Here is a 15,419-nt window from a genome sequence, read left to right as displayed (position 1 = left end):
GCCATCCGGAAGGACGGCAGGCGGCGGCGGGAGGGCTGCGGATTATAGCCCCGCGCTAGAATCGGCCGGGCCCCTTTCCCCCGTTCAAGCTGAACAGACATGGCCCTCTGGACCGAACTGGACACTCCCCACGGCCCCGTCCGCGCCTGGCGCGCCGAGCCGGGCGGCCCCTCGCGCGGCGCCGTGATCGTGCTGCAGGAGATCTTCGGCCTGAACGCGCACGTGCGCGAGGTCGCGGACCGCTTCGCCGCGGCGGGCTTCGTCGCGCTGGCCCCCGCGCTGTACGACCCGGTCGCGCCCGGCGTCGAACTTCCCTACGACGAAGCCGGCACCCAGCGCGGCGTCGCGCTGCGCAACGAGCTGGGCTTCGATCGCGCGGTGGATATCGTCGGCGTCGCGGCGGAAACGCTGCACGAGGAAGGCCTGCGTGCAGGCGCGGTCGGCTTCTGCTGGGGCGGGAGCGTGGCGTTCCTCGCCAATACCCGTCTTGGCCTGCCGGCGGTGTCGTATTACGGCGCACGCACCCTGCCCTTCCTCGACGAGCCGCTGCGCGCACCGATGATGTTCCACTTCGGGCAGGCCGATCACTCGATCTCCGAACAGGCGATCGAACAGCACCGCCAGAAGCAGCCGCGCGCGACGATCCACGTCTACGCCGGCGCGGGCCACGCGTTCAACCGCGATGTCGACAACCACGTGTTCGATCCGGACGCCGCGGAGCTCGCCTGGACGCGCACGCTCGACTTCCTCCAGGAGAACCTGCGATGAACCGTTCGGGCCACGCCGGCGGGTGGCAACTGCACGCGCAACTGGCGCAGGACACGCATCCGGTCGCGCACCTCGGGTTGAGCGAGCTGAGGCTGATGGACGATGCGAACCACCCGTGGCTGATCCTCGTGCCGCGCGTGGCCGACGCGGTCGAACTGGTCGATCTGGACGCGACGCAGCAGGCCGCGCTGCTGGCGGAGATCAACCTGGCAAGCCACGCACTGCGCGCGTTGTTCAAGCCGCACAAGCTCAACGTGGCGGCGCTCGGCAACGTCGTGTCGCAGCTGCACGTGCATGTGATCGCGCGTTTCCCCGACGACATCGCGTGGCCGCGCCCCGTGTGGGGCACGGCGACCGCGCAGCCGTATTCGCCCGAGGCACTGGTCGATCGCATCCAGCAACTGCAGGGCGCGCTGAAGCAGTGAGTCCGCACCTGGCCTGCGACATCGAAGCGCTGGCCGACGACGCGTGGCTGCTGCGCTTCGGCGATCGGATCGATCCGGAACTCAACGCCGCCGTGCACGCGATGGCCGCGCGATTGCGCGCGCTCGATCCGCCGTGGCTGCGCGACGTGGTGCCGGCGTTCGCGAGCTTGGGCGTGTTCTTCAATGCGGCGGTCGATCCGGCGTTCGTACATGCCGAACTGATCGCGTTGATGGACGACAGCACGGCGCTTGCGGCGTTGGCGGCGGATCCATCGCGGGCGAACGGCCGGCAGGTCGAAATCCCCGTCCTCTACGGCGGCGACCACGGCCAGGACCTGGCATCGTCCGCGACCGAACTGGGCCTCACGCCGGACGAACTGATCGAACGCCACACCGCCGGCGATTACACCGTCGCCATGATCGGTTTCGCGCCGGGCTTTCCGTATCTTTCCGGACTGGATCCCGCGCTCGCGCTGCCGCGCCTGGCGACGCCGCGCGCACGCGTGGCCGCAGGCAGCGTCGCCATTGGCGGCGCGCAGACCGGCATCTATCCGCGCGAAAGTCCCGGCGGCTGGCGGCTGCTCGGGCGCACGCCGTGGGTGTTGTTCGATCCGCGACGCAAACCGCCGGCGCGATTGCAACCCGGCGATCGCGTGCGCTTTCGCGCGATCGACGCCGGCGAGTTCGCGCGCATCGCCGCGCAAGCGGACGCGCACCTGTGATGCGCAGCCTCCACGTGCTCGCGCCGGGCCTGTTGACGACGGTGCAGGATCGCGGCCGCAGCGGTTGGCGCCACCTCGGCGTCGCGCACGCGGGCGCGCTCGATGCGGGCGCCGCGCGCATCGCGAACCGCCTCGTCGGCAATGACGGCGATGCCGCGGTGCTCGAAATCACCCTGCGCGGCCCCACGTTGCGCCTGGAGGCGCCGGCACGCATCGCGTTGATCGGCGCCCCCTGTGCCCCGCGATTGGACGGCGAATCCGTGCCGCACGGCCGACCGGTCGAACTCCCCGCAGGCACGCTGGAGATCGGCGCGCTGCGCGGCGGCGCGCGCGCGTGGCTGGCGATCGACGGCGGCATCGATCTGCCTCCCGTGCTCGGCAGCCGCAGCACCGATCTGCGCGGCGGCTTCGGCGGGCTCGACGGGCGAGCGCTGCGTGCCGGCGACATGCTGCCCCTCGCCCCGGGCGCGGCGCGGCCCGTCGATGGACCCACGGCGCCGGCATGGTGGATCGATCCCGCGCACGACGCGCACCTGCCGATCCGCTATCGCGCGAGCGCGCATCCGGCGGCATCCGCCCTTGCCCGTCGCGGCTGGACGGTCAGCGCCAGCAGCAACCGGCAGGGGCTTCGATTGCAGGGCGACGCGCTGCCTTCGCCCGGCGGCGATGGCGTGTCCGAGCCCGTTGCGCCCGGCACGATCCAGTTACCCGCCGACGGCTGCCCCATCGTGCTCCTCGCCGACGCGCAGACCGTCGGCGGCTACGCGAAGCTCGGGCACGTGATCGCCGCCGACCTGCCGCGCCTGGCGCAGTGCGTTCCGGGACAGCCGCTGCACTTCGCGCCCGTGGATGCCGCCACCGCCCATCGACTGGCTTGCGCGGCACGTGCACGCATCGCCAGAATCGGCGTGATGATCGACGCGCGCCTGCCCGCGGTCTGAACCTTCCACTCCTTTGGGCAATTCAATGAAATCCAACATCGTCGGCGCGCTCGTGCTGGTCGTGATCGGCACGCTGTTCCTGCTCAACAACCTCGGCTTCACCGACATGAGCCTCGGCCGCCTGCTGATGACCTGGTGGCCGGCGCTCCTGATCGTCGTCGGCCTGGGCATGCTGTTCAAGCGCGGCTGAGGCCGCGCGATCGGACGCCCGTGGGCACGCGCATCGACTTCAACTGCGACCTCGGCGAAGGCTGCGGAAACGACGCGGCGATCCTGCCGCACGTGACTTCCGCCAGCATCGCCTGCGGCGGCCACGCGGGCGACGAGACGACGATGCGGCAGACGCTGCGCCTGTGCCGCGAGCACGGCGTGGCGGCCGGCGCGCATCCGTCCTACGAGGATCGCGAACACTTCGGCCGCCGCATCCTCGACGTCGCACCGGCCGACGTCGCGCGCATGGTGCGCGACCAGGTGGCGCGTCTTCGCGCGATCGCACGCGAGGAAGGCGTCGCGCTCGCGCACGTCAAGCCGCACGGCGCGCTGTACAACGTCGCGGCCGACGATCGCGCCGTGGCCGATGCGATCGCGGCGACCGTCGCCGACTTCGACCCCGCGCTTGCGCTGTATGCGCTGTCGGGTTCGGCGCTCGCGCAAGCGGGTATCGAACACGGCCTGCGCGTGGCGCACGAGGTCTTCGCCGAGCGCGGTTACGACACGCGCGGCCGTTTGCGTCCGCGCGGCACGCCCGGTGCGGTGATCGAATCGCTCGACGCGTCGATCGTGCAGGTTCGTCGCCTCGTGGCTCACGGCGAAGTGCTGGCCGACGACGGCAGCGTCGTGCACCTACGCGCCGACACGCTGTGCCTGCACGGCGATCGGCCGGACGCAGTGGCGTTCGCCCGCGCGGTGCGTGAGGCGCTGGAAGCCGGCGGCATCGCGGTGCGTCCCTTCGGAGCCGCCGCATGAGCGAGGCCATCAATTACTGGCCGCTGATCGGCGTTGCGTGGGTCGTCGTCGGCTTCGTGCTGCGCGCCAATCCGGTGATCGTGGTGGTCAGCGCGGGACTGGTGAGCGGGCTGCTGGCCGGCAAGTCGATGGGCGAACTGCTCGCGCTGCTCGGCGAGAGTTTCGTGTCGAACCGTGCGCTGCTGATGTTCGCGATGACGCTGCCGACCATCGGCCTGCTCGAACGCGCCGGCCTTCGCGAACACGCGCTGCGCTGGATTGAAGGGTGGCGCGCTCTGACACTGTCGCGACTGCTCGCCGGTTATCTCGCCGCGCGGCAGGGCCTGAGCATGCTCGGACTGATCGACATCGCCGGGCACGCGCAGACCGTGCGGCCGCTGCTTGCGCCGATGGCCGAATCCGCGGCGTCGAAGCCCAACGGCGAGATCTCGCGCGACGACACGCAGAAGGTGTACGCACTCGCCGCGGCCACCGACAACGTCGGGCGCTTCTTCGGCGAGGACGTGTTCCTCGCGTTCGGCGCGGTGCTGCTGATCCAGGGCTTCTACGCCGAACACGGCATCCACCTGGAACCGCTGCAGATCGCGTTGTGGGCGTTGCCGACGGCGATCGCCGCGTTCGTGATCCACGCGATCCGCATCGTGTTCTTCCAGCGTCGCCTCGATCGCCGCACCGCGGCGCGGCGCGCGACGCAACCGGGCAGTCGCGCCGATGCTGACGATTGAGCACTTCTACCTGTTGCTCGCGCTGTTCCTGGCGTACGCGGGACTGCGCAACCTGCGCGATCGCCGCTTCGCGCACGCCGCGTTCTGGATCCTGATCGCGGGGCTGTTCGCGGCCGGCAAGTTCGTGCTCGAGGCATCGAAGGCCGGCGACAAGCTCCCCGCGCAACTGGCCGGCGCGGGCGTGATCGCGCTGGCGCTGCTCGCCACGCGCATGCGCCGCGAGCCCATCGACGAAGCGCCGCACGCACAGCGCCTCGCCTCGGCGCAGCGGTTGGGGCACAAGCTGTTCGTGCCGGCGTTGATCATTCCCGTCGTTACCGTGCTGATCGTGCTGTTCGGGCCGACGCTCGCGTTCGGCGTCACCGCGCTGTTCGGCGAAGGCAGCATCACACTGATCGGGCTTGCGCTGGCGTGCGTGGTGGCGACGTTCGCGGCGATCCTCGTCACGCGTGAGCGCCCCATCGCGGCGCTAGGCGAAGGACGACGACTGCTCGACACGATGGGCTGGGCCGCGCTGTTGCCGCTGGTGCTGGCGACGCTCGGCGGCGTGTTCGCGGCCAGTGGCGTCGGCGAGGCGGTGGCGTCGATCGTGTCGGCGCTGATTCCGGCCGACAGCCGCCTCGCGTGCGTGCTCGCCTACGGGCTCGGGATGGTGCTGTTCACCGTGATCATGGGCAACGCGTTCGCGGCGTTCCCGGTGATGACCGCGGGCATCGGCCTGCCGCTGCTGATCCAGCAACACGGCGCCGCGCCGGCGATCCTGGGCTCCATCGGCATGCTCACCGGCTACTGCGGCACGCTGATGACGCCGATGGCGGCGAACTTCAATCTGGTTCCGGCCGCGCTGCTGGAGCTCGACGACCCCAACGCGGTGATCCGCGCGCAATTGCCGACGGCGATTCCGCTGCTGCTGGTCAACCTCGCGCTGATGTACTGGCTCGCCTTCCGATGAATGCCACGCCGCTTCCGCACGTGCTGCTGACCGGCTTCGCCCCATTCGGCGGCGAGTCCACGAACCCGAGCTGGGAAGCCGTGCAGGCACTGGAAGGTGAGATCGTCGCCGGGCACCGCATCGTCGCGCGTTGCCTGCCGGTGGAGTTCGACGCCTCGCTGCACGCGCTGCGGCAGGCGCTGGACGAACTCGCGCCGGCGCTGGTGATCTGCGTCGGCCAGGCCGGCGGACGCGCGCAGATCTCGCTGGAACGCGTAGCGATCAACGTCATCGACGCGCGCATTCCCGACAACGCGGGCCTGCAGCCGATCGACGAGCCGGTCGCGGCGGAGGGCCCGGCGGCTTACTTCACGGGACTGCCGATCAAGGCGATGCTCGCCGCGCTGCGCAACGCGGGGTTTCCGGTGGAGATCTCGCAAACCGCCGGTACCTACGTGTGCAACCACGTGTTCTACGGGCTGATGCACGCATTGCACGGCATGCCCGGCGTGCGTGGTGGGTTCGTGCACATCCCCTACTCGCCCGCGCAGGCCGCGCTGCATGCGGGCGCGCCGAGCCTGCCTGCGGCGGTCGTGGCGCAGGCCCTGCGGCTGGCGGTGGGCATCGCGCTCACCATCGAGCACGACGTGCGGATGGGCGGCGGCGCGACGCATTGATCGGGCCGATGGCGAGGAGTGAGCGTGAGCGTTCTTGCTCACGCCCCACTCCCGTCCCACTCACTTCTTGCGGGCGATGTACTTCTGCAGGTGCGACACGCGCTCCTGCGACGCCGGATGATCGTCGAGGAAGGACGTCTTCGCCTTGCCGTCCTGCGAGGCCAGCTTCTGCATGCCCCGGACCGACGCGTTCGGGTCCATGTTGTGGCGACGCAGGAAATCCACGCCGTATTCGTCGGCCTGCGTTTCGTTCGCGCGGCTGAACCTGGCGTTGACCGCGGCTTCGCCGATCGCGCCGAGGTCGGACGCGGCGAGCTTGCCGACGGCACCGCCGATGGCGGCCACGCCCTTGCGTGCGGCGCTGGACAGGTACGCGGCGCGGTAATGCTCCTTGCTGTGGCCGAGCTTCACGTGGCCGATCTCGTGGCCGATGACCGACATCAGTTCGGCGTCGTCGGGCATCAGGTCCATGAGGCCGGCGAACACGCGCACCGAGCCGTCCGGCACGGCGAAGGCGTTGACGTCCTTCACCAGGTACACCTTGAAATTGAGCGTCAGCCCGTCCTCGCGCTCCATGCCCTGCGAGAGCTTCGCCAGGCGCCTGGCGTACGCGTTGTCGGCGGGCGCCACCGGGTTGTCCTGGTCCATCTGCGCGACGGATTTCGCGCCCAGCTCGATCACCTGCGCATCGGTCAGCGCCAAGCCGGTGATGGCGGTGTTGCCGGCGTCCTTCAGGCCCTGGCTGCCGAGCAGGTCGGCTAGCTTCCCGGCTTGTGCGGTCCCGGCCAGGCACATCGCGCCGGCCATCGCCAGGACGAGTCGTGTGGTGTGCAGCGGCTTCTTGTCGCGTGTCATGCCATGTCTCCAGCGCGCGGGGATTCGCGCGTCCTGCATTCTCGATAGCGTGCTTCGCATGCCCCATCGGAGGAATCCGAATGCCGCATGAAAAAGGCCCGCATCGCGGGCCTTCGTTCAGTGTGCCGCGATGCGCGATCAGGTGCGCGGCAGCGTGACGCCGGTCTGTCCCTGGTACTTGCCGCCGCGATCCTTGTACGAGGTTCCGCACACTTCATCGGACTGGAAGAACAGCATCTGCGCGACGCCCTCGTTGGCGTAGATGCGCGCCGGCAGCGGCGTGGTGTTGCTGAATTCCAGGGTGACGTGGCCTTCCCATTCCGGCTCCAGCGGCGTCACGTTGACGATGATGCCGCAGCGCGCGTAGGTGCTCTTGCCGAGGCACACGACCAGCACGTCGCGCGGGATGCGGAAGTACTCGACGGTGCGCGCCAGTGCGAAGGAATTGGGCGGGATGATGCAGACGTCGCTCTCGATGTCCACGAAGCTGCCCGAATCGAAATGCTTCGGATCGACGATCGTCGAGTTGATGTTGGTGAACACCTTGAACTCGCGCGAGCAGCGCACGTCGTAGCCGTAGCTGGAGGTGCCGTAGCTGACGATGCGGTGGCCGTCCGCGGCGGTCTTGACCTGGCCGGCCTCGAAGGGCTCGATCATGCCGTTCGCCTGCTCGGACATGCGACGGATCCAGCGGTCGGACTTGATGCTCATGCGGGTCGGGCGGCTCGTGCGTGGGAGGGGGATTGTGCCGGAAAAGCGGGAACGAGTGACGGGGAACGGCCAAAAACCGGGCGTTTGGGTCGCGCCCCGTTCCTGCCTGCTCGCCCCGTCCCTCGTCCCTGCCTACACCAGCGACGCCGACAGCGGCGTGGCGACGCGCGGGCGGCGGGCCAGCTCGATCGCCATGCGCAGCGCGGTGGCGCGATACGCCGCGGCGGCGGCGCTCGCCGGTGCGGAGGCGACCACCGGCGAACCGGCATCGCCCTGCTCGCGGATCGCGATCTCCAGCGGCAGGCTTCCCAGCAACGGCACGCCGTACTGCTCGGCCATGCGCTGTCCGCCGCCTTCGCCGAAGACGTGCTCGGCGTGGCCGCAGTTCGAACACACGTGCACGGCCATGTTCTCCACGAGCCCGAGCACCGGCACGCTCACCTTCTCGAACATCTTCAGCGCCTTGCGCGCATCCAGCGTGGCGACCTCCTGCGGCGTCGTCACGATGACCGCGCCCGCCACCGGAATCTTCTGCGACAACGTCAGCTGGATGTCGCCGGTGCCCGGCGGCAGGTCGACGATGAGGTAGTCCAGATCGCCGCCGAGCGAGTGCCCCCAGCGCGTCTCGCCGAGCAGCTGCGTCAGCGCGGAGGTCGCCATCGGGCCGCGCCAGATCATCGGCGTGTCCTGGTCGACGAGCAGGCCGATCGACATCGCTTCCACGCCGTGCGCCTGCATCGGCTCGATCGTCTTGCCGTCGGGACTGTCGGGACGACCTGAAAGGCCCAGCATCGTCGGGATGCTCGGGCCGTAGATGTCGGCATCGAGCACGCCGACACGTGCGCCTTCGCTTGCGAGAGCGAGCGCGAGATTCACCGCCGTCGTCGATTTGCCCACGCCGCCCTTTCCGGAACCCACCGCGATGAGGTTGCGCACGTTCGACAGGGGCGAGAGATTCGGCTGCACCGCGTGCGAGACGATGCGCGGATGCAGGTCCATTCGCGTGAGCGTTAGCGATTCGTCGGCGAGCAGACGCTGCACCTGTGCGTCGAGCCACGGCCGAAGCGAAGCGCACGGAAAGCCCGAGAGAATTTCGACCACCGCGCGCCCATCGGCGACGGCAACGCGCACACGCACGTTTGCATTTGTGAGCGTGACGTTCACGTCGGGAATGGAAAGCGCGCCGATGCGCTGCTCAAGCAGTTGATTGATCACATCGCAACCTTTGGTTTTTGCCAATTCTGGCGACAAGTAAACCGCCGCTAATTTCAAGTTAAGCCCATGTTACGTTCGAATGACCGGGCCATTGCAGGACAGAGTCCGGAATGAACGGAAGCGTCGTTTCGCTCTTTGACGTCCATTAGGGGTTCAACCAAATGCCAGTATCCAATAATCGGCTGCGCCGCAGCCGTTTGAGCACCGCTTTGCTTGTCGCATCGCTCATGCCGCTCGCCGGCGCCGCGATGGCCCAGGAAGGTGGCAACGCCACCGATCTCGACAAGGTCACCGTCACCGGATCGCTGATCCCGCAGACGCAGATCGAGAACTTCACGCCGGTCACCGTGATCTCGGCCGAAGACATCCAGATGCGCGGCTTCACCAGCGTGGCTGACGTGCTGCAGCAGTCCTCCTACCAGACCGGCGGCCTGCAGGGCGGCCAGACCTCGGCCTCGTTCACCCAGGGCGCCGAAGCCTCGGGCATGTTCGGCCTGGATCCGGGCTACACCAAGTACCTGATCAACGGCCGCCCGATGGCCAACTACCCGGCCCTCTACAACGGTTCGGACACCTTCAACAACATCAGCGGCATCCCGGTCGACCTGGTCGAACGCATCGAGATCCTGCCGGGCGGCCAGTCGTCCCTGTACGGTTCCGACGCCATCGCCGGCGTGGTCAACATCATCCTGAAGAAGCAGGTCAACGGCCTGTCGATCAACCTGCGCGGCGGCATGTACAGCGAAGGCGGCGGCGACAGCTTCCGCGTGAGCGTGTCCGACGGCTGGAGCAGCGCCGACGGCCGACTGAACCTGATGGGCGGCATCCAGTTCGAAACGCGCGACCCGATCTGGGGTTACCAGCGCGACCTGTCCAAGCAGTACAACACGCAGGGTTATTCGGCCCCGGCCGCGAGCCGCGACTACGTCGTGATCAACGGCTCGGCCCGCAACACCTACCTGTTCCTGGATCCGGCCAACTGCGGCAACGTCACCGGCCAGTTCGACGGCACCGAAGCGCTGCAGACGCGTGCGGGCTTCGGCCGGTACTGCGGTTCGTTCAGCACGCCGGGCTACCGCACGCTGATGAACGGCAAGGACGCCACGCAGATCTATGCGCACGGCACCTATGACGTCAACGACAACATCCAGCTGTACGGCGACCTGCTCACCAGCCACGAGGACGTCGAGTACACCGCCGGTTCCAGCTACGTCTGGTGGGGCACCAGCGCGAAGTACGGCTACTACTACGATCCGGACCAGGATGCGTTCCTGAACCTGCAGCGCGCGTTCTCGCCCGAGGACATCGGCGGCCAGGGCTTCAAGGACATCCTCAACACCGACAAGAACCGTTCCTATCAGGTCACCCTGGGCGGCAAGGGTTCGTTCGGCGACTGGGACCTGGATGTCGGTTTCACCCGCACTGAGTACAAGCTGACCGAGAAGAACTGGGTCCGCTTCGCCGATCCGATCAACGACTACTTCCTGACGCACGTCCTCGGTCCGCAGCTGGGCGAGGAAAGCGGTTATCCGATCTTCCGTCCGAACTACGCGGCGTTCTACCAGCCGATGTCGCCGAGCGATTTCGCCAGCTTCACCGGCTTCGTCGACACCGACAGCAAGACCACCGACAACACCCTGCGCGCCCAGCTGACCAACGCGTCGCTGTTCTCGCTGCCGGGCGGCGACGCCGGCCTGGCGATCGTGGTGGAAGGCGGCACGCAGGAGTGGAACTACACGCCGGACGCGCGCCTGCTGCAGGATCCGGACACGCTCGAATCGGAAATCTGGGGCCTGACCTCGGTCAACGGCGCGGGCGATCGCGACCGTTACGCCGTGACCAGCGAACTGCGCCTGCCGCTGTGGGAGCCGCTGACGGTCACCCTGTCGGGCCGCTACGACGCGTTCAAGGTCGCCGGCCAGACGATCGACAAGCCGACCTACAGCATCGGCGTGGAATACCGTCCGGTCGAAAGCTTCCTGCTGCGTGGCAAGTACGGCACCGCGTTCCGTGCGCCGACGCTGTCGGACACGTTCATGGGCCTGAGCGGTTACTACAGCTCCAACACCGACTACTACCGCTGCTCGCTGGAAGGTTTCACCCCGGGCAACACCGACGACTGCACCTACGATTCGCAGCAGTTCTTCGGCCAGCAGTCGGGTAACCCGGACCTGCAGCCGATCGAAGCGGATGTGTGGAACGCCGGCTTCGTGTGGGCGCCGATGAACAACCTGTCGATGTCGGTGGACTACTTCCGTTGGGACATCCGCGACGAAGTCGACCAGCTCAGCAGCGACCAGCTGCTGCTGGCCGAGTACTTCTGCCGCACCGGCCAGACCAACACGGCCTCGGCCAGCTGCGACAACGCCCTGGCCTGGGTGACGCGCGGTGCGAACAACGAGATCGAGCGCATCTACACGCCGAAGGTCAACGTCTCGCAGCAGAAGCTGGAAGCCGTCACCGCCAGCCTGAACTACGTGCTGGACATCGGTAAGTGGGGTTCGCTGGCCTTCGCCGGCAACTACACCAACAACCTCGAGCACACCGTCACCCCGCTGCCGGGCGACGAGCCGATCGACCTGCTGCGTGATCCGTACAACATGTGGATCTACGACGCCTATGCGAAGACCCGCGCCGACGCGTCGTTGGGCTGGAGCATCGGCAAGTGGACGACCACCGCGTACGCCAACCGCATCGGCAAGACCCCGAACTACCTGGCGTACACCTCGGGTTCGTGGGATTACGAGACGGGCGGCCAGAAGGCCGGCTGGTGGGCGCCGTACACCACCTACAACCTGACCTTCAACTACGACGCGACCGACCAGATCCGCCTGTCGCTGCTGGTCAACAACGCGCTCAACAAGATGCCGGAAGAGCAGGCGAAGAACTACCCGGGCACGTCCACCACGCCCTGGAACAACTACCTGTACAACATCTACGGGCGTTCGGTTTACCTGGAGATGCGCTACAACTTCGGCAAGTAAGCGGCCCGCCGCGAGCACCGACAGACCCCGCCGGAAGGCGGGGTCTTTTTTTGCGGATGACGTCGCGCCGGGCGGGCTTCCGTACGGCAACGGATGCGGTATAACTGGTCGGAATTCGATCCCTGGGAGGGGAACATGCGCACCAAGTTGCTCGCTCTTCTGTTGCTGGCCCTGCCGCTGGGCGCCGTCGCCCAGAACGCGTCCACGCAGGCCTCGCCGGTCGGCCACTGGACGACCATCGACGACAAGACGCAGAAGCCCAAGTCCGTGGTGGAGATCTACGAAGCCAAGGACGGCAGCCTCGCCGGCCGCGTGACCGAGATCCTGCAGTCCGACCGCGGTCCGAACCCGGTCTGCGACAAGTGCTCCGGCGACCGCAAGGGCAAGCCGGTCAAGGGCATGGTGATCCTGTGGGGCATCAAGCAGAAGGGCGAGACGTGGGAAGGCGGCCAGATCCTGGATCCGGCCAGCGGCAAGGTCTATTCGGTGAAGGTCACCCCGGTGGAAAGCGGCCGCAAGCTGGAAGTCCGCGGCTTCATGGGCTTTTCGCTGCTGGGCCGGACGCAGACCTGGAACCGTCGCTGACGGTTCGCTGCGCCCACTGCCTGACGAACGCCCCGGCTTCCGGGGCGTTCTGCTTTTGTGGCCCGGCGAAGCCGAGCGCCGTATCGGGGGCGCAAGACGTCACGCGTCCCCGGGTGCGCTTCGCTTCCCCGGGCTACGACGGCCACGCCGCCCGGGAGGCGGTCGGGGACGCGCGGCACGCATGCGATAATCCCCGGCTCACTTTGCATTCCGGTTCGCCATGTCCCGCGAGTTCGTCGTTTCCTGCGCCCTGCCCTACGCCAACGGGCAACTGCACCTGGGCCATCTGGTCGGCTACACCCAGGCCGACATCTGGTGCCGCGCCCAGCGCATGTCGGGCCACAAGGCCTGGTACGTGTGCGCCGACGACACCCACGGCACCCCGATCATGCTCGCGGCAGAAAAGGCCGGGCAGACGCCGGAAGCCTTCATCGCCGGCATCCAGCGCGACCACGAACGCGATTTCGCCGACTTCGGCGTCGCCTTCGACCATTACGATTCGACCAACTCCGAGCGTAACCGCGTCCTGACCGAGGCGATCTACGCCAAGCTCGACAACAACGGCCACATCGGCCGCCGCTCGGTGGAGCAGCTGTACGACCCGGTGAAGGGCATGTTCCTGCCCGACCGCTACGTGAAGGGCATCTGCCCCAACTGCGGCACGCCCGACCAGTACGGCGACAACTGCGAGAACTGCGGCGCGACGTATTCGCCGACGGAGCTGAAGGAACCGCGTTCGGTGGTCAGCGGCGCCACGCCGGAACTGCGCGAGTCGGAACATTTCTTCTTCGAAGTGGGCCAGTTCGAGGGCTTCCTGCGCGAATGGCTCGCCGGCGACGTCGCGCTGCCCGGCGTGAAGGCGAAGCTGCAGGAATGGCTGGATGCCGAAGGCGGCCTGCGCGCGTGGGACATCTCGCGCGATGCGCCGTATTTCGGCTTCCAGATCCCGGGGCATCCGGGCAAGTACCTGTACGTGTGGATCGACGCGCCGATCGGCTACCTGTCGAGCTTCCAGGCGCTGTGCGAGCGCGAAGGCCTGGACTTCTGGTCCTACCTGCGACGCGACAGCACCGCCGAACTCCACCATTTCATCGGCAAGGACATCGTCAACTTCCACGGCCTGTTCTGGCCCGCGATGCTGCACGGCGCCGGTTTCCGCGCGCCCACGCGCCTGCACGTCAACGGTTACCTGACCGTCGATGGCGCCAAGATGTCCAAGTCGCGCGGCACGTTCGTCATGGCGCGCACGTACCTCGATGTCGGCCTGGAGCCCGAGGCGCTGCGTTACTACTACGCGACCAAGACCACCGGCGGCGTCGACGACCTCGACCTCAACCTCACCGACTTCGTCGCGCGCGTGAATGCCGACCTGGTCGGCAAGTTCGTGAACCTCGCCAGCCGCTGCGCCGGCTTCATCGAAAAGCGCTTCGACGGCCGCCTTGCCGATGCGCTGCCCGACGCCGCGCAGTACGCGCGCTTCGTCGAACAGCTCGCGCCGATCGCCCAGGCCTATGAACGCAACGAGGCCGCCACCGCATTGCGCCTGACCATGGCGCTGGCCGATGAAGCCAACAAGTACATCGACGAACACAAGCCGTGGGTGCTGGCCAAGCAGGACGGCATGGAAGCGCAGCTGCAGGCCGTGTGCACCCAGGGACTGAACCTGTTCCGCGTGCTCAACACGGCGCTCAAGCCGGTGCTGCCGCGCGTGACCGCGCAGGCCGAGGCGTTCCTCGCCGCGCCGGTCGCCCACTGGGGCGACGTGTCCGCGCCGCTGGTCGCGCATCGCATCAACGCCTACACCCCGCTTTTCACCCGTATCGACCCGAAGCAGATCCAGACCATGATCGACGCCTCCAAGGATTCGCTGGCCCCGAAGGCCGACGCCCAGCCCGACACCGCCGCCAAGGCCGAACCGAAGGCCGCTGCTGCGCCCGCGCCTGCTGCAACCGCGCCTGCCGCGACCGCCGCCGCGCCGACGATCGGCATCGACGACTTCGCCAAGCTCGACCTGCGTGTCGGCAAGGTGGTCGCATGCGAGTTCGTCGAAGGCTCCGACAAACTGCTGCGCTTCGAGCTCGACGCGGGCGACCTGGGCACGCGCCAGATCTTTTCCGGCATCCGCGGTTCCTACGGCGAGCCGGAAAAACTCGTCGGCCGCAGCGTCGTGTTCATCGCCAACCTCGCCCCGCGCAAGATGCGTTTCGGCATCAGCGAGGGAATGATCCTGTCGGCCGGTTTCGACGGCGGCTCGCTGCACCTGCTCGACGCCGACGCCGGCGTGCAGCCGGGCGCGCCGGTGCGCTGAACGACCAGGAACGGGTGATCAGGCGCGAGGAAGCGTAACGCCGGCGCTCCCGCTCGTTCACGGTTCCTCTCCCCTCGTTTCCCGCCGATGGATCTGACCGAACGCCTCGATCGCCTGCTCCCGCAAACCCAGTGCGGGCAGTGCGGTTACGCCGGTTGCCGTCCGTATGCGGAGGCGATGGCGCGCGGTGAAGCCGACGTAGACCACTGCCCGCCCGGCGGCGACGAAGGCGCGCGCGCGCTCGCGCGCCTGCTGGACGTTCCGGCGAAACCGTTCGATCGAACGCGCGGCGAACACAAGCCGCCGCAGGTCGCGTTGATCGTCGAGGCCGACTGCATCGGCTGCACCAAGTGCATCCAGGCGTGCCCCGTGGACGCGATCGTCGGCGGCAACAAACACATGCACACCGTCATCGATCCGCTGTGCACCGGCTGCGAGCTGTGCGTCCCGGCGTGCCCGGTGGATTGCATCGTGCTGGTGGCGGCGTAGGCGGAACGTCCCGAAAGGCCGTCATTCCGGCGAAGACGGCATCCCACCTGCCAACGACCCACGCATCGACGAATGCGATACGCGATCGTGCGCGACAACGCTTCGATGAGCGGGTTG

General features: G+C 68.0%; 16 protein-coding genes. 13 read left to right on the top strand and 3 right to left on the bottom strand.

The features are described from left to right. The first annotated feature begins 99 nt into the window (after positions 1 to 99). Genes LA521A_RS06730 through pcp form a run of 9 tightly spaced genes read left to right on the top strand, consistent with a single transcriptional unit; the run spans position 100 to position 6,155 of the window. Positions 100 to 768 carry a dienelactone hydrolase family protein gene (locus LA521A_RS06730; RefSeq protein WP_281781539.1) on the top strand — a complete coding sequence of 223 codons (669 nt, stop codon included), beginning with the start codon at positions 100 to 102 and terminating at the stop codon, positions 766 to 768. Beyond that, a complete protein-coding gene (locus tag LA521A_RS06725; RefSeq protein ID WP_281781538.1) occupies positions 765 to 1,193 on the top strand; it encodes an HIT domain-containing protein in 429 nt (142 codons plus the stop codon). The genes LA521A_RS06730 and LA521A_RS06725 overlap by 4 nt, the downstream gene beginning before the upstream one ends. Continuing rightward, positions 1,190 to 1,915 (top strand): 5-oxoprolinase subunit PxpB, encoded by a 726-nt coding sequence (pxpB, locus tag LA521A_RS06720; RefSeq protein WP_281781537.1) that lies wholly within the window; start codon positions 1,190 to 1,192, stop codon positions 1,913 to 1,915. The genes LA521A_RS06725 and pxpB overlap by 4 nt, the downstream gene beginning before the upstream one ends. Next, positions 1,915 to 2,856 carry a 5-oxoprolinase subunit C family protein gene (locus tag LA521A_RS06715; RefSeq protein ID WP_281781536.1) on the top strand — a complete coding sequence of 314 codons (942 nt, stop codon included), beginning with the start codon at positions 1,915 to 1,917 and terminating at the stop codon, positions 2,854 to 2,856. The genes pxpB and LA521A_RS06715 overlap by 1 nt, the downstream gene beginning before the upstream one ends. A 25-nt stretch (positions 2,857 to 2,881) precedes the next feature. Beyond that, the gene (locus LA521A_RS06710) at positions 2,882 to 3,046 is read left to right on the top strand and encodes a LiaI-LiaF-like domain-containing protein (protein ID WP_281781535.1); all 165 of its coding nucleotides are present in this window, start codon (positions 2,882 to 2,884) and stop codon (positions 3,044 to 3,046) included. 20 nt (positions 3,047 to 3,066) lie between these two features. Continuing rightward, positions 3,067 to 3,822 (top strand): LamB/YcsF family protein, encoded by a 756-nt coding sequence (locus LA521A_RS06705; protein ID WP_281781534.1) that lies wholly within the window; start codon positions 3,067 to 3,069, stop codon positions 3,820 to 3,822. Then, entirely contained in the window at positions 3,819 to 4,547 is a 729-nt protein-coding gene (locus tag LA521A_RS06700) for a DUF969 domain-containing protein (RefSeq protein ID WP_281781533.1), read from the top strand. Before LA521A_RS06705 ends, LA521A_RS06700 begins: the two co-directional genes overlap by 4 nt. Next, entirely contained in the window at positions 4,534 to 5,499 is a 966-nt protein-coding gene (locus LA521A_RS06695) for a DUF979 domain-containing protein (RefSeq protein ID WP_281781532.1), read from the top strand. Before LA521A_RS06700 ends, LA521A_RS06695 begins: the two co-directional genes overlap by 14 nt. Beyond that, a complete protein-coding gene (gene pcp / locus LA521A_RS06690; RefSeq protein ID WP_281781531.1) occupies positions 5,496 to 6,155 on the top strand; it encodes a pyroglutamyl-peptidase I in 660 nt (219 codons plus the stop codon). Before LA521A_RS06695 ends, pcp begins: the two co-directional genes overlap by 4 nt. Before the next feature lie 60 nt (positions 6,156 to 6,215). Here pcp and LA521A_RS06685 read toward each other — a convergent pair whose 3' ends face one another. The 3 genes from LA521A_RS06685 to apbC form a co-directional block, all read right to left on the bottom strand. After that, on the bottom strand, positions 6,216 to 7,010 hold the full coding sequence (locus LA521A_RS06685; RefSeq protein WP_281781530.1) for a M48 family metallopeptidase: 795 nt from the start codon (positions 7,008 to 7,010) through the stop codon (positions 6,216 to 6,218). Between the two features lie 138 nt (positions 7,011 to 7,148). Next, on the bottom strand, positions 7,149 to 7,721 hold the full coding sequence (gene dcd, locus LA521A_RS06680) for a dCTP deaminase (protein ID WP_281781529.1): 573 nt from the start codon (positions 7,719 to 7,721) through the stop codon (positions 7,149 to 7,151). A 132-nt stretch (positions 7,722 to 7,853) separates the two neighbouring features. Next, positions 7,854 to 8,933, bottom strand: coding sequence for an iron-sulfur cluster carrier protein ApbC (gene apbC, locus LA521A_RS06675; RefSeq protein WP_425494586.1), 1,080 nt, complete (start codon positions 8,931 to 8,933; stop codon positions 7,854 to 7,856). A gap of 164 nt (positions 8,934 to 9,097) precedes the next feature. Between apbC and LA521A_RS06670 the strand changes: the two genes are divergently transcribed. From LA521A_RS06670 to rnfB, 4 genes are all read left to right on the top strand, one after another. Continuing rightward, a complete protein-coding gene (locus LA521A_RS06670; protein WP_425494574.1) occupies positions 9,098 to 11,920 on the top strand; it encodes a TonB-dependent receptor plug domain-containing protein in 2,823 nt (940 codons plus the stop codon). A gap of 135 nt (positions 11,921 to 12,055) precedes the next feature. Beyond that, entirely contained in the window at positions 12,056 to 12,505 is a 450-nt protein-coding gene (locus tag LA521A_RS06665; protein ID WP_281781527.1) for a DUF2147 domain-containing protein, read from the top strand. Positions 12,506 to 12,725: 220 nt separating this feature from the next. Continuing rightward, a complete protein-coding gene (gene metG / locus LA521A_RS06660) occupies positions 12,726 to 14,813 on the top strand; it encodes a methionine--tRNA ligase (RefSeq protein WP_281781526.1) in 2,088 nt (695 codons plus the stop codon). Positions 14,814 to 14,900: 87 nt separating this feature from the next. Continuing rightward, positions 14,901 to 15,302: an Rnf electron transport complex subunit RnfB gene (gene rnfB, locus LA521A_RS06655; protein WP_281781525.1), complete on the top strand. Its 402-nt coding sequence runs from the start codon at positions 14,901 to 14,903 to the stop codon at positions 15,300 to 15,302. Positions 15,303 to 15,419 lie beyond the last annotated feature (117 nt).

It is taken from the genome of Lysobacter auxotrophicus, from assembly GCF_027924565.1.
Classification (GTDB): Bacteria; Pseudomonadota; Gammaproteobacteria; order Xanthomonadales; family Xanthomonadaceae; genus Lysobacter_J; species Lysobacter_J auxotrophicus.
This window is presented reverse-complemented; position numbering and strand designations above follow the sequence as displayed.